Source organism: Shewanella loihica PV-4 (assembly GCF_000016065.1).
In the GTDB taxonomy this organism is placed as follows: domain Bacteria; phylum Pseudomonadota; class Gammaproteobacteria; order Enterobacterales; family Shewanellaceae; genus Shewanella; species Shewanella loihica.
In genome coordinates, this window is the sequence record NC_009092.1 from 3,797,608 (window position 1) to 3,811,795 (window position 14,188).

Here is a 14,188-nt window from a genome sequence, read left to right on the forward strand (position 1 = left end):
AATTTGACTGTTTGGCACATTAACAGAGCCACAGGCGGCGCACAAGGTATGCCGCCTGATCGGATGCAAGTTTGTACAAAGGCGTAAAAACCACGAAACAAGCTGTCTACAGAGTGATCACCCAAGCGAGCAGGCACCTCCTTGCACCTCAAAAGGATTTGGGTATAATGGCCGCCACTGCTTCAGGGGAGTAGCTAACAAGGCAAAGCCATTTGCCTTGAGTGAGTGTCAACATACTTGGCCACATGCCATGGTACTCACGGTAAGGGGAACACCTCTTACTCTGCAAGACCTGAGCACGGTTACCGTTCATTCATTAGGGGGCGGCGGATCGTGCTTGGAATTTTTGCCCCCTTAGGAACTATGATGGAAGCATTACTCGCCTCAACCTTCACTGTCGCTATCGCCGAGATAGGTGACAAGACCCAGCTGCTGGCACTTATCCTCGCCGCAAGATTCAAGAATAAGACCGCGATTATCCTGGGGATACTACTATCTACCCTGGCAAACCATTTTGCCGCCGCCTGGGTTGGCCAGTGGGCTATCAACTGGATAAGCCCAGAGATGGCCACCTATATCGTCGCCTTCTCCTTCTTCGCCATCGCCCTCTGGGTTCTGGTGCCCGACAAGGTCGATGCCGAAGAGAGTCGCTTCTATCAGATGGGCCCCTTCATCGCCACCTTCATTCTCTTCTTCCTCGCCGAGATGGGCGACAAGACTCAGGTTGCCACAGTCGTGCTGGCTGCCAAGTATGACGCCCTGCCGCTAGTGGTACTGGGCACAACCCTGGGGATGATGATCGCCAACGTGCCTGTAGTGATCGCCGGTCACTTCAGCGCCGAGAAGCTGCCGATGAAGTGGATCCACCGTGGCTGCGCCGCCCTATTCGCCCTACTGGGCGTGGCCACCCTGCTCTATTAAGTTAAGGCTGCTCGGCGCAGGACGTTAGCCCTGCTGGATAGCAAAAAGCCAGTGATTCAGATCACTGGCTTTCTATTTTCAGGCTGTACACGCCTGGTTATCTACAAGCTTAACTTACAGACCTTACTTAAAGACCTAAGCCCTGCTTGATGCGTTGACCATAGTCTTCATCAGCCTTGAAGAAGTGAGCCAACATACGCTCCTGCACGTCCATGCTCGCCTGACTCAGAGAGCCTGAGATGGTCGCCGCCAGTCTAGCCTTCTCGTCTTCTGAGAAGATGCGATACAGGTTACCCGCCTGGGTGTAGTCATCCTGGTCATAACGGCTGTAACGGTCGGCTTCACCATCGAGTCTCAGCGCTGGTTCTGCAAACTGTGTCGGCTCCACCAGGGCAGACTGAGTGCTGTTCGGCCCATAGTTGGCGCTGGCATCGCCGCCCGTCTGACTGCCGCTGAAGGGGCACTGGGTTCCCGCCATGGCGCCGCCACGCTGATGATGGTTTGCCTGAGTCGCATGAGGGCAGTTTACCGGCAACTGGTTATAGTTGGCGCCGATACGGTAGCGCTGGGCATCGGCATAGGCAAACAGACGCGCCTGCAACATCTTGTCCGGCGAGGCGCCTACGCCTGGCACTAGGTTACTCGGGGCTAAGGCCACCTGCTCCACCTCGGCGAAGTAGTTCTGCGGCAGACGGTTAAGCTCTAGCACGCCTATCTCGATCAGCGGGTAGTCGCCATGTGGCCACACCTTGGTCAGATCGAACGGGTTGATGTGATAGGTGTTGGCATCGGCCTCAGGCATGATCTGCACATTCACCGTCCAGCGCGGGAAGTTAGCGTCCTGGATAGCCGCCACCATGTCACGCTGTGACGAGTCGGGATCGATCCCCTTAAGCTTGTCCGCCTGCTCGTTGGTCAGGTTAACCACGCCCTGCTGTGACTTGAAGTGGAACTTGACCCAGAAACGTTCTCCCTTGGCATTCCAGAAGGAGAAGGTGTGCGAGCCGTAGCCGTGCATCTGACGATAGTTAGCCGGAATACCACGGTCTGACATCAAGATGGTGACCTGATGCATCGCCTCAGGGTTAAGCGACCAGAAGTCCCACATCGCCTGTGGATCTTTCAGGTTAGTCATAGGGTTGCGCTTCTGGGTGTGGATGAAGTCCGGGAACTTGATGCCATCACGCAGGAAGAAGGTCGGGGTGTTGTTACCGACGATATCGTGGTTACCGCGCTTGGTGTAGAAACGCAGACCAAAACCACGGGGATCGCGCTCGGCGTCGGCCGAACCCATCTCGCCGCCCACGGTCGAGAAGCGCACGAAGGTCTCCGTCTGCTTGCCTTCGCCGTTGAAGTGGTCGGCGATGGTATAGTCGCTCAAATCTTTGGTCAGGGTGAAGGTGCCATACACCCCCGTGCCCTTGGCGTGGACGATACGCTCGGGAATACGCTCACGGTTAAAGTGCGCCAGCTTCTCGATAAGGTGCCAGTCCTGTAGCAGTAGCGGGCCGCGCTCGCCGGCAGAGAGAGAGTTTTGATCGTCCGCAATAGGTGCGCCATTTTGGCTGGTTAAGTAGTTGGTTGTCATAATTCGCTCCATCCTGTTTAGCTTGTTGGGCCCTCGGCTCGGGTCTTAGCCTGGGTAAAAATTTAGGTATTAGTTTAGGTATAAATTTAGCTTTTCGTTTACGCGGCCTGGTCAGCTCAACCAGTCTTCGATAACATCAAATATTGTGACCATAGCTCTGCTCCAAATTAGCTCTACTCCAAATTAGCTCTGTTCCTCTAAACGCTCATTTCAAGCACTCATTCCAAGCGCTCAGGTTAAGCGCTAGGCCATTGAGTTAAGTGACTCGCTTAGCGATTAACTTGTCGATGTAGCAAGATTAGTCGAGTCTCAGAGAAATATAAAACGATTAAAACTGATAACTTTAAACTGATTTTTAGATTAAGGTTTAGTTTCTAAATTAGATTCCTAATTAGATGCCTAATCTGTATGCGCTTTACGAGCCGAGCTAACTAATGAGTCAGCCTAAGAGTGATTGGTAGAAACGAGATAGAAATGAGAAAGAAACGAGATAGAAACGAGGTAGAAACGAGATAGAAACGATGCAGATACCAAGGCAAGGCGAGAGATAAACAGAGACACAAAGCCGGAAATCAGAAAAGAACAGTGAGCGGAGAGAGTTAGCTAAATAGATAGAAAATCAGATGACAGGGTTTTCGCCGCGATCTTAGCAGCGGGGAGTAAGCGTCAACACTCGCGCTTATCGCCCCGCTTAGCCTGAGTTGGCTCAGATCAGCTGTCTTTGTCCAGCTTGACCTTGGCGACCTGATACAGCTTCACCAGATAGAAGGCATCGATCAGCACGATGAAGAAGTTCACCAAGGCCACAGGCAGGGCGCCGATGGCCAGGCCGTAGGCGACAAACAGGGCGGCGCCGATCAGGTTCCACCAACGCAGCTTCTTGATATTTGACATCATGAGGGAGATGGCGACCACCACAGAGGCCAGATAGCCGACCCATTCCCAAATTGTTGCCGTTTCCATAGGCACTCCTTAACCCTTAAACATATCTTCCCTAATTATGGCACCGGGCTGCACAAGTGGCAGCCAATCTGACTAAATTATCTTACTAATTCAGGTGCATGTCAGATGCATGCGAGCTGTACGCCAGAGCCGTGCCGCTCCTGGCGTCCAGCCATCAGACCATCGCCTGACGCTTAACCACTGCCGCCGTCATACGTGAGATACAGCAGAGCTCACCGGCGCTGTTGTGGATCAACACCTCCCACACCGAACTGCGTTTGCCCAGGTGAACCGGCTTGGCGGTCGCCGTCAGGATGCCGTTGCGCGACGCCTTAAGATGGTTGGCGTTGATCTCCTGACCGACACAATAGTAGTTCTCAAAATCCACCACGAAGTTGGCCGCATAGCTGGCCACAGTCTCGGCCAGAGCCACATTGGCGCCGCCATGAACTATCCCCAAGGGGTTGTGCACCGCTGGCGAGGCCGGCATGGTCGCCTTCATGTAATCGTCGCCAATCTCGCTGATGGTGATCCCCAGGGTCTGCATCAAGGTGCCTTTGCCATGCATTCCTGCGTCCATCTTGGCGCAATCTTCCAGGGTAACGGGTCTAAACCAAATGCTCATGTCTCATTCCACAACGATCAAAAGTGACATTTAGTCTACTTCGTCACATGGCAATAAGAAATAGGACAATAAGAAATAGGGCATTAGGATATTGAAGCATAAGGAGCTGAAACCGCCTTGCGAGGCATGCTGCGTTGAACAGACGAGGGTGTTAAGGCGTCACCTGGAACACACTCTGGGGTTGGCCTTCATCCGCCCTGAATTGTTAGTCTCGTTTGCCGCCAAATTGGCCGCATCAAGTGGGTTTGTGTGACGAATGAAGGCCTAGGGTGACTGGTAACGCTGACGCCGAATCAAAGGCTCTTAATCAAAGGCGCCGTATCACGTTGTCGGCACATTGCTTGGGCACTTGGGCCTGGCCGATAACGCGCGACAGTTTATCCTGAAAATACAAATTAACAAGCCCGATGAGTGAGGGAAAAACAGAAAAATATCACAGCGTTATCTGAGCCGCAGAAATGGCGAGACGGCGCTACACAAAGCAAAACAGCCGCTAACAAGGCGCTAAACTTGTGGCTAAACAGATGAAACAGAACCGAGTGACATCAGCTACAGGCTTAAAGACTAAATGACACTAAGGCGAAACTGACTAGACGGTAAAATGCAGGCATAAAAAAAGCCAGCTGGGGAGAACAGCTGGCTTGGGAGAGACTTGGCAGACTAGTTGCGGCGACGCAATCCGGCCAGTCCAAGTAACATCAGTCCTAGATAACCCAGTGAACCGCCGTCATCCTTTTCTTCCGGCTCAGGCTTAGGCTCTGGCTTAGGCACTGGGTAGCTTAGCGCCACGATCACAGGGTCGTGATCCGATGCAGAGAAAGCATTCTCAGACTTGGCAAGCTCACCTGTGTATTTGCTGCCGTATTCGAACAGGTTCGATTCGACCGCGTTGATGTGCCAGTCTTGAATATCCAGTACGCGCTCGGCCAGGCTAGTGTTAGCCAAAGCGTGGTCCAGGTTACCCAACTCGCCGTTGTAGCTGTATGAGTAAGTATCTGGGCCATGAACCTTGGTATTTAGGTTGATCAGGCCATAGCCCTTCTCAATCTTGCTACCTTCACGCTCATATACCTTGCCATCTAGCGTTGTCCAAGAGGCGGTCATGATGTCACGATCGCTGTTTGCGGCATCGAAGTCGGTCAATACGCGGATAGGATCTTCTTTGCCGTAGGCGTTCATGTCGCCGATCACTAAGAGATCACCCTTCACGTCTTGCAGCGCATCACCAATGACCTTAGCGGCCGATACACGGAACTCGTTACACTTGCCCTGAAGATCCGCTGGATCGCTGTTGTCTTCATAGTTAGCCCAATCTTCGACACAACCTGAGCCCTTAGACTTGAGGTGGTTCACAACGACAGTTAACTGCTCGTCATGGATCTTGAAGGTTTGACCTAGGCTGTGACGTTGATACTTATCGAACGCTGGGCTGAGTTCCGCCTTGTCGCCTTCGCCGCGAGTCACTACGCCTGCGGTAGCGTGTTGCTCAGGTGTGGCGATCAAGAAGGCATCACCACTCGGTGTCACCTTAGCGGCGCGGTACAGCATGCCCACAGTGATAGCATCGCTACCGACAAACTTACCTTGGTATTTATCGGCATCGTTGATCTCGACGAAGCTATAGGCATCGGCATCGCTGAGTTCGGCATTTAATGCATCGAGTAGGTTTTGAATCGCACTCTTCTCGCCAAAGCCGTTGTTACCTATCTCCATCAGGCCAACGATGTCGGCGTTCATGGCGGTGATGGCATTCACTATCTTAGTGCGTTGCAGCAGCATCTCTTCTTCGGTGTTAGCACCACGGTTATCGGCAGGCGTATCGTCACCACCAACCGCATTGTTGAAGAAGTTCAGTACGTTGAAGCTGGCTACACGGATATCACCCTTAGTGGCAATGGCTGGTGCATCGCTGCGATCATCGCCGCGAATGAAGTCACCCGCCACGATCTCGTTGGTTGCCACCAAGCGGTATTCGTTATAGCTGTAGCTCACCACACCTTGAAGGTTAGTCAGTTGGTCGCCAACACGGATATAACCGTTCTCGGCATTGAAGGTTGGGAAGTAAGGGACTTCGCCATCTTTCGCCTTATAGTCTGACTCGATAAACAGCTGGTTAGCGCGGTTTTGTGCTTCCAGCGCAATCGCTTCATCGCTCATCGCTGGATAGAGCTGGGTCGCCTTCATCAGCGGCGCCTTGTGGGACAACATCATGTTGTTACGACGGGCGGCGTAATCATAGCTGAAGGTACGGCTGACTTTCATGTCGCTACCGGCATCGAGTACCACATGCATGCCTTCGAAACGCTCTAGCGCATCACCCAGGCTCTCGCCGTCGGCCACATAGAAAGGTTGAGCAGCAGGCGCGCCTACGTTCTCACCTACTTCGATCTTCTTGTCGGCCTTGATATCGACTTGGGTCAGGCCATAGTATTCTTTCACCAGACCTTGAACACAGACTTCAACGCCAGGCTGGATCTCTTCGCCGGCCGCTTCGCCTAAGAAGACAAAGATACCGTCAGAAGTGTAAGGCGAGTTGTCACCCTCAACTTCTTGCAGGTAGAAGCCCTTGAACAGGCTGTCGCCACGAGCGGTTACCACACCGCGAATCGTCACTTCCTCTTTAGAGGCATACTCGCCGTCGGCGATCAGTGGGCTAGACTTGCCTGCACCCTGAACGCTGTAAATTGGTGTGATCTTAGCGCCGGTGCAGGTGAAGGCTGGAGCTTCAGGTTCGGTTGGTGCGCTGGCACCATCTAGGTTACCCAGGCCGGTAAAAGTATCGACAGGCAATACTTTCCACTGGCTTTCGACGAAGACGTTTGATGCAACAAGGGCATCTGTGTTGCGCTGCATAGTGACGTTCATGCCCCAGCCACTAGGCGTAGGCACGGCACCTATGATGTCTACCACGGCACCGTCTTTGACCAGTGCTACGGCATCACCGCCGTTGAAATAGAGATTACCCGTGCTGCTGTCGACATCGCTATCCAGGGCGATTTCGGCACTTGGGTGTAAGATCACTTTGAGCTTTTTGGCATCTATGGTGAGACCGTCTAGGGCGACCATATCTAAGGCATTGGTATCGCCATCTTTGTAGCGCACCAGCTTGTAGCCGGTAAGATCTAAGGCGGCGTCGCCTGAATTGTACAGTTCGATCGCCTTATTGTTGCTGTTGCCTTCAACATACTCGCTGATCAGCAGGTCGGCTTTCGCAGAAACGGGCAAAGCCGCGGCTATTGACAGTGCAAGCACTGACAACTTTTTAACATTATCCATTGTTCAACCCCATTTTTATAATAATGCCGCTAATTTTTATTAACGTGCGGCGAGATTGTTACAGAAGTGCTCAAGCCGATTTGTGACGAAGATCACATTCCAAAATAGCGAACATTATGTTTATAAAATACGGTTAATATCTGTACAGCAAATGGCATACATATTAGTAAATTGTGATTAAGCGATTGGTTTCACGGCACAAAACATGAGGTCGCCAGGATTCATTCGTAATGGGATTAGATAATTTCAAGCAAAACAATAGATAAGTTTGAGCATTCAAACATCCAGCACCAAGCCTGATTAGTGCAAATGCTCAACGATTTTACAAACCATGGTTTTATTTTAAGGTCAATTTAACCTTTCTACTGGCAACAAGGTGAAATGTCGAAAGTGTGACAAGCCGCAACTTGGACTGGCGGGGAATCCGATGCAATTCAAACCAGATTCAGCCGCCTGACAAAGTTTGTAAGCTAAATCCAGGATTTAAAGCCAAGGCGTCAGGCAAATGCCAGCAGCTAATGCTACGAGCCGGTGCTACTAGTCGGTGCGACGAGCTAATGCCAAAAGCAGATGCCAAAGCGAACCTCAAAGCCTAGCCCAAAGCCTAGCTCCAAAGCCCAGCTCAGCAGACACTGAGCTTGCTTGGGTATGAAGGATTAATAGATTAACAAAACTCGAAGTGACAGGCGTTTGCCTGCGACCAGCGCAGCAGCTCGACCCGATTACGAGACTGAGTCTTGCGGAAGATAGAGGAAATATGGGCCTTGACCGTGTGCTCGCTGATACATAGGCGATCGGCGATCTCCTTGTTGCGGGCACCGCTGGAGACCAACTGTATGATGGTGCGCTCACGAGTGGTGAGCTTTTGCAGCATGGCGACCATATCCTGGGTCAGCTCTACGCCACTGTCCTGGCGACTCACCAGCTGACGAAACACCTTAGAGATCAAAGGTCTGTCATACCACAGCTCATCGTTGACCATCTTACGCAATCCGGTCAGCGAGAGATCCATACGCTGATCGGAAAACAGCAGGCCGCGCACCCCGAGCAGCAGGGCAGATTCCGGCTCCAGGCTACCGCGTTCGACCTGATAGAGGGCGATGGGCACATGGGGTAATAGACGCGCGACAATCAAGGGCACGCCCTTGCTGTCCAGCGCCGCGCCCTTCTGGGCAATGAGGTAGAAACTGTTACGATCCCGCTCCGGATCCAGGTCGCTGACCTGACGGGCGATACGTGTCTTTAGGCCTATCGATTCAGCCAGAACGGCCAGATGGCACGGTGTTGAATCTTGGTGTAGAAAAACCAGTTCATCAATTTTACTCATACGCTTCTCTCCCTGAAAAGCATCTCAATGCAGTTAACCATATGTGAGTAAGCTATCCCTGTTATTGATCTTTATGAACTTCATTCCTCCTAGTCATAGATACCACTTAATTTATCCATTTATGACTAGTAAAAAAGTATGTCAGCTATATTAACTAACTCTAGTGAGAATAGTTATCACTATTAGTTATATAAAGCTAACTCATCACATCATTAGCATATAATAATGCTTCTGATGTGATAGGCAAGCTACAGATTATTATTGCTTTTTCAGTTTAAGCAGCAGTCTGTCATGCCAGCGTGAAAGCAGCATCACGCTCGCTAGGGCGCCAATAAGCGCCATCCCCATGTCAGACTGGGTGTCCCACACATAGCCCTGGGTCCCCAGGAATGCCTCGGCATCTTCACCCGTTGCCAACGCGACCCACCACTCGATCAACTCATAAAATGCCGACAGCGCCAGGGCGAAACAGCAGACCAGGAAATTGCACCAGGCCCCCTGCTTCACCACTTCGAGGCGCAGAAACACCTCACGGGCCAGCAGCGCGGGAATAAAGCCCTGAGCGAAATGGCCCACCTTGTCATAGTTATTGCGCTCGCTGCCCATCCAGTCGGCTATGGTGTCGAACAGCGGCACCTCGGCATAGGTGTAGTGCCCACCCACCATGAGAATAATGGCGTGGATCAGAATCAGGCCGTAGGCCAGAGAGGTGAGTGGAAACTTCTTGCGGGTCACAAAGAGGATAGGCAGGGCGATCAGCGCGGGAGCAACCTCTAAAAACCAGGTAAAGCTATCTTTTGGTTCTATCCCTGACCAGATCAGCACGGCGAAGAAAATTGTGAGCCACACGGTGCTTTTATTCAAAATAAGAACTCCTTAGATGATATTGTTTTAATATCAGAATAATAACTTTAGCCATCTAGCCCTCCACACTGACCAAAAAAGGTGCTATTTTGTGGAGGCATTGACAGGCAACAGATAAAAATCACCACAAGAACAGGGCTTGTAGACCTTTCTGGGCGCATTTTTACCAAGGTTTAAAGGGCTTTGCGCTAAAACGCTTGCTCTGTGTAGTCATTCTACACAAGTCAGCCGGAAACCGTATAGCTTCCAAATAACCTTGCCCGACTGGGCTCGGCGTCCTGCCATCCGTAGAAGCTCATCGTCTCTGGCCCCAGGCCAATAGCGAGACGACGAAGATTCATTGGTATCAGGCCACAGAGCGAAAGCCGAGTAGAAATTGTCCCCGAGAGCGATACTCACCTAGCAACAATTGAGCAAGAGGGTACCTAAATCATGGCGAAACATTCGCTGGACAAGGATAAGATCAAGATCCTGCTGTTGGAAGGCGTCCACCAATCTGCGGTAGATGTATTCAAGCGTGCAGGTTACAACAACATCGAATATCACAAGGCATCACTGGGGGAAGAGGAGCTGTTAGCCTCGATTAAAGATGCTCACTTCGTTGGCATCCGATCCCGTACCCAACTCACCAAGGCCGTGCTGGACAAGGCTGAAAAGCTGGTCAGCATAGGTTGCTTCTGTATCGGCACCAACCAGGTTGATCTCGCCGCCGCCGAAAAACTGGGTATTCCGGTCTTCAACGCGCCGTTTTCCAATACCCGCTCCGTCGCCGAGTTGGTACTGGGTGAGATCATCATGCTACTGCGTGGTATTCCACAGCGCAACGCCCTGGCCCACCGTGGTGGCTGGCTCAAGAGCGCCAATGGCAGCTTCGAGGCCCGCGGCAAGACCCTTGGGGTGATTGGCTATGGCCACATTGGTACTCAGCTGGGGATCCTGGCCGAGACCTTAGGCATGCGCGTCATCTTCTTCGATATCGAAGACAAGCTGCCGCTAGGTAATGCCCAGCAGATCCACTCGCTGGAGCAACTGCTGTCCCTCGCCGACGTGGTGAGCCTGCACGTGCCAGAGACGCCGCAGACCAAGAACATGATCGGCAGCAAAGAGCTGGCGGCCATGCGTCAGGGCAGTATTCTGATCAACGCCTCACGCGGCACTGTGGTAGATATCGACGCCCTGGCCGAGGCGATCCGCGGCGATCATATCGTCGGCGCCGCCATCGACGTCTTCCCGGTCGAGCCTAAGTCGAACGACGACGAGTTTGTCAGCCCACTTCGCGGCCTGGATAACGTCCTGCTCACCCCACACGTGGGCGGAAGCACCCAGGAAGCTCAGGAAAATATCGGTATCGAGGTGGCAGGCAAGCTGGCGAAATACTCAGACAACGGCTCGACCATGACCGCCGTCAACTTCCCTGAGGTATCGCTGGCGCAGCATAAAGACACCTCGCGTCTGCTGCATATTCACCACAACCGTCCAGGTATTCTGATCAAGATTAACCAGGCCTTCGCCGAGAAAGGGATCAACATCGCCGCCCAATACCTGCAAACCACCGCAGAGATTGGTTACGTGGTAATGGAGGTCAACTCAGATCAGGCCGATGAGGCGCTGGAAGAGATGAAGGCGATCGACGGTACCATCAGGACCCGTCTGCTGCACTAAGACGGCCCCGTGTTTGGAAATAAGCGTCGCGAAAAAAGGCATCACTCTGTGGTGCCTTTTTCTTTTACAAGGCTTTCTTTCACGATTCAGTCTCTCGACCACTCGGCAGAATCTGGCACCTCAAGCAATACATAGGATATGATGCGCACAGTCGGCGGCCCTGCAACTTGGGCTCATCTTGGACTCATAAACGGAAATCGAGCAATCATGGATAAGCAACGCGTGTTAGTCTCACTGGTGATCACGGCGCTGATACTGTTTGGGGCGGCGCTCGCTATCCGCGGCGGACTTAACAGCTACCAGAGCCTGCTCAGCTACGGCTGGCAGGAGACTCAGGCCAAGGTGCTGACCAATCATATCGGCCGGTTTCGCCCCAGCGGCGCCCGTCACGGCACCGACTTCTACCTGGCCCAAGTCGGCTATGAATATATCTGGCAGGGGATAAAACACCGTGGCGAGTTACTCTATCCAGATTACAGCGGCGATCGCACCCGGGAAGACGCCGAGGTGCGTCTGGTGCCCTATGGCATCGGCCAGTGGGTCCCCGTGTATCTCGACCCGGACGATCCACGCCAGTCGCGACTGATTAGGGGCGTTAAGCTCGAGCAGCTTGGCGATATTATCCTTGGGCTGGCGATTGTCCTGTTTGGCCTGTGGAGCCTGAGAAGCTCGCGGCACCGTTAATCGCGAATCAGTTTGGCGTGCCATACCAAAAGCATTTAAGGATCATAATTTTAAAGATTGGCCTGCATCATTTGAAAGATTCCTCCCCTGGCCCCTTTAAATTTTTCCCCGCGCCCCTATATTGATGATAATGAGCCCTTAGCCGGGCAACCCCAAATCTGCCCATTCGCCCAGGAACATGATATGACGCTTACCGTTTCTCAACCTCAGTGGCCCCTCAATGAGGCGCAACCCGCCATCGTTTTCAGCCAACTCTCCCATCTCGGCCTTATCTCTGTAACCGGCGAGCAGGCACGGACTTTCATCCACGGTCAGGTGACCACAGATATCACCTCCCTGGAAGCAGATCAGTGGCGCTGGGGCGCCCACTGCGATCCTAAGGGCAAGATGCTAGCAAGCTTCAGAACCTTCGCCCATCAAGATGCCCTGCTGATGATGATGCCAAGAGAGACCCTGGCGCTCGACCTGCCGCAGCTACAGAAATATGCCGTGTTCAGCAAGGCAGAACTGGTCGATGCCAGCGACGACTGGTGTTTATTTGGCGTCAGCGGCGAGCAGGCCCTTGCCTGGATAGCCCAGGCCTTCGGCGAGATCGCAGCCGAGCTCACCGAGATCCCAGGCGGCGTCATCCTAAGAGACGGCGAACGCTACATCATTGCCGTCAAGTGCGATACGCAGGCTGAGCTGCTGGCCAAGATTGACCAGCCCATCTATGATTTCAGCGCCTGGCAGGCGATCGAGATCGCCGCCGGTCTGCCCAACCTCTATGCCCGTCATCAGAGCCAATTTGTGCCGCAGATGTGCAACGTGCAGGCGGTCGATGGCATCAGCTTCACCAAGGGCTGCTACATGGGTCAGGAGACCGTGGCCCGCATGAAGTATCGCGGCGGCAACAAGCGCGCCCTCTATATCGTCCAGGGCTCCGCCAGTGTGACGATCGATGACGACAGCCAGCTCGAGATGAAACTGGAAGATGATGAAGGTTATCGCCGCGCCGGCACCATTTTGGAAGCCGTGCAGCGTGACGGTCAGCTGCTGCTGAGCGCCGTGTTGCCCAACGATACGCCGTTAACGGCTCAGCTGAGAGTGGCGGGCGATGAGGCATCAGTTCTCACCCTAGCACCACTGCCCTACTCCCTGGATGAAGAGTAAGATCTGATTTCACCAAAAAGGCGCCAATGGCGCCTTTTTTAATGCACTTTCCTATTATCAATCACTCAGTGCCTAATGCTCAGTGCTTAATGCTCAGAGCCTAGTGCTCAGTGCAACTGACTACTGATCACTCCTTATCCTGATGGCTGTCGCGGATCTTGACCGCCTCATCGACGATCGCCTTGAAATGGCTCACCAGCTCGGGGTCGAAATGCTTACCCGCCTCGCGATCGATCAGCGCCAGGGTATCCTCCACGCTCCAGGCCTGTTTGTAGGGACGAATCGAGGTCAGGGCATCGAACACATCGGCAATGGCCACTATGCGCCCCTCGATGGGGATCTCTTCGCCGCTCAGCCCCTTAGGATAGCCCGAGCCATCCCATTTCTCATGGTGGGTCAGGGCTATGCGCCGCGCCATCTCCAGCATGGGATCCGGATGCTCGCCGATGATCTCGGCGCCTATCTCGGCGTGACGCTGCATCTCTCGCCACTCCTCATCGTCTAACTTGGCGGGCTTCTTCAAAATAGCGTCCGGCGTGCCTATCTTGCCGATGTCGTGCATGGGCGAGGCGTTATAGATAAGCTCACAGAAATGTTCCGACATCCCGGCCTCGCGGGCCAGCAGACGGGCGTAGTGGCTCATGCGGATAACATGCATCCCGGTCTCGTTGTCCTTATACTCGGCGGCGCGGCCCAGGCGGCGAATGATCTCGAGCCGGGTCACCTCCAGCTCACGGGTCCTGGCCTTCACCTCCTGCTCCAGCAGGCGTTTCTGATCGTACAGCGACAGATGAGTCTTCACCCTCGCCTTAACCACGGGGGCACTGACCGGCTTGGTGATATAGTCCACCGCCCCCAGCTCGAACCCTTGGGTCTCGTCGGCCACGTCGGTCAGGGCGGTGACGAAGATCACCGGAATGTGCGCCGTCAAAGGCTCTTGCTTGAGCCGCTTACACACCTCATAGCCATTCATGCCCGGCATCATCACGTCGAGCAAGATGATGTCAGGCGCGCTCTTGCCTGCGATCGCCAGCGCCTTAGGCCCGTCGATCGCCACCTTCACCTTATACTCATCCCCAAGAATACCCACTAAGATATCGATATTCTCCGGGGTATCGTCCACAACCAATACCGTGGCTTTCTCCAT

General features: G+C 53.4%; 11 protein-coding genes. 4 read left to right on the top strand and 7 right to left on the bottom strand.

The genetic code is table 11. The features are described 5' to 3' along the window. Positions 1-366 precede the first annotated feature (366 nt). The gene (locus SHEW_RS16505; protein ID WP_011866985.1) at positions 367-921 is read left to right on the top strand and encodes a TMEM165/GDT1 family protein; all 555 of its coding nucleotides are present in this window, start codon (positions 367-369) and stop codon (positions 919-921) included. A gap of 127 nt (positions 922-1,048) precedes the next feature. On the opposite strand, the gene katB is transcribed toward SHEW_RS16505, so the two are convergent. The 6 genes from katB to SHEW_RS16535 form a co-directional block, all read right to left on the bottom strand. Beyond that, entirely contained in the window at positions 1,049-2,509 is a 1,461-nt protein-coding gene (gene katB / locus SHEW_RS16510) for a catalase KatB (protein ID WP_011866986.1), read from the bottom strand. 711 nt (positions 2,510-3,220) lie between these two features. Next, the gene (locus tag SHEW_RS16515; RefSeq protein ID WP_011866987.1) at positions 3,221-3,472 is read right to left on the bottom strand and encodes a YgjV family protein; all 252 of its coding nucleotides are present in this window, start codon (positions 3,470-3,472) and stop codon (positions 3,221-3,223) included. A 154-nt stretch (positions 3,473-3,626) separates the two neighbouring features. Then, the gene (locus SHEW_RS16520; RefSeq protein WP_011866988.1) at positions 3,627-4,076 is read right to left on the bottom strand and encodes a PaaI family thioesterase; all 450 of its coding nucleotides are present in this window, start codon (positions 4,074-4,076) and stop codon (positions 3,627-3,629) included. A 660-nt stretch (positions 4,077-4,736) separates the two neighbouring features. Continuing rightward, a complete protein-coding gene (exeM, locus tag SHEW_RS16525) occupies positions 4,737-7,352 on the bottom strand; it encodes an extracellular exonuclease ExeM (RefSeq protein WP_011866989.1) in 2,616 nt (871 codons plus the stop codon). Positions 7,353-8,016: 664 nt separating this feature from the next. After that, complete coding sequence (locus SHEW_RS16530) at positions 8,017-8,679, bottom strand: helix-turn-helix transcriptional regulator (protein ID WP_011866990.1); 663 nt, start codon at positions 8,677-8,679, stop codon at positions 8,017-8,019. Between the two features lie 258 nt (positions 8,680-8,937). Then, positions 8,938-9,543, bottom strand: coding sequence for a DUF2238 domain-containing protein (locus tag SHEW_RS16535; RefSeq protein WP_011866991.1), 606 nt, complete (start codon positions 9,541-9,543; stop codon positions 8,938-8,940). A 432-nt stretch (positions 9,544-9,975) separates the two neighbouring features. Here SHEW_RS16535 and serA point away from each other — a divergent pair, with 432 nt between their 5' ends. The 3 genes from serA to ygfZ all read left to right on the top strand — a co-directional run bounded on the left by serA (position 9,976) and on the right by ygfZ (position 13,041). Further along, complete coding sequence (serA, locus tag SHEW_RS16540) at positions 9,976-11,205, top strand: phosphoglycerate dehydrogenase (protein WP_011866992.1); 1,230 nt, start codon at positions 9,976-9,978, stop codon at positions 11,203-11,205. A 207-nt stretch (positions 11,206-11,412) separates the two neighbouring features. Continuing rightward, a complete protein-coding gene (locus SHEW_RS16545; protein WP_041406729.1) occupies positions 11,413-11,889 on the top strand; it encodes a DUF3592 domain-containing protein in 477 nt (158 codons plus the stop codon). 183 nt (positions 11,890-12,072) lie between these two features. Continuing rightward, on the top strand, positions 12,073-13,041 hold the full coding sequence (gene ygfZ / locus SHEW_RS16550) for a tRNA-modifying protein YgfZ (RefSeq protein ID WP_011866994.1): 969 nt from the start codon (positions 12,073-12,075) through the stop codon (positions 13,039-13,041). 127 nt (positions 13,042-13,168) lie between these two features. On the opposite strand, the gene SHEW_RS16555 is transcribed toward ygfZ, so the two are convergent. Then, on the bottom strand, positions 13,169-14,188 hold the full coding sequence (locus SHEW_RS16555; RefSeq protein WP_011866995.1) for a response regulator: 1,020 nt from the start codon (positions 14,186-14,188) through the stop codon (positions 13,169-13,171).

Bases quoted from the DNA above. Each gene is read 5' to 3' on its own strand.
- SHEW_RS16505 (WP_011866985.1), top strand. From the start codon at position 367: ATGGAAGCATTACTCGCCTCAACCTTCACTGTCGCTATCGCCGAGATA.
- katB (WP_011866986.1), bottom strand. From the start codon at position 2,509: ATGACAACCAACTACTTAACCAGCCAAAATGGCGCACCTATTGCGGAC.
- SHEW_RS16515 (WP_011866987.1), bottom strand. From the start codon at position 3,472: ATGGAAACGGCAACAATTTGGGAATGGGTCGGCTATCTGGCCTCTGTG.
- SHEW_RS16520 (WP_011866988.1), bottom strand. From the start codon at position 4,076: ATGAGCATTTGGTTTAGACCCGTTACCCTGGAAGATTGCGCCAAGATG.
- exeM (WP_011866989.1), bottom strand. From the start codon at position 7,352: ATGGATAATGTTAAAAAGTTGTCAGTGCTTGCACTGTCAATAGCCGCG.
- SHEW_RS16530 (WP_011866990.1), bottom strand. From the start codon at position 8,679: ATGAGTAAAATTGATGAACTGGTTTTTCTACACCAAGATTCAACACCG.
- serA (WP_011866992.1), top strand. From the start codon at position 9,976: ATGGCGAAACATTCGCTGGACAAGGATAAGATCAAGATCCTGCTGTTG.
- SHEW_RS16545 (WP_041406729.1), top strand. From the start codon at position 11,413: ATGGATAAGCAACGCGTGTTAGTCTCACTGGTGATCACGGCGCTGATA.
- ygfZ (WP_011866994.1), top strand. From the start codon at position 12,073: ATGACGCTTACCGTTTCTCAACCTCAGTGGCCCCTCAATGAGGCGCAA.
- SHEW_RS16555 (WP_011866995.1), bottom strand. From the start codon at position 14,188: ATGGAGAAAGCCACGGTATTGGTTGTGGACGATACCCCGGAGAATATC.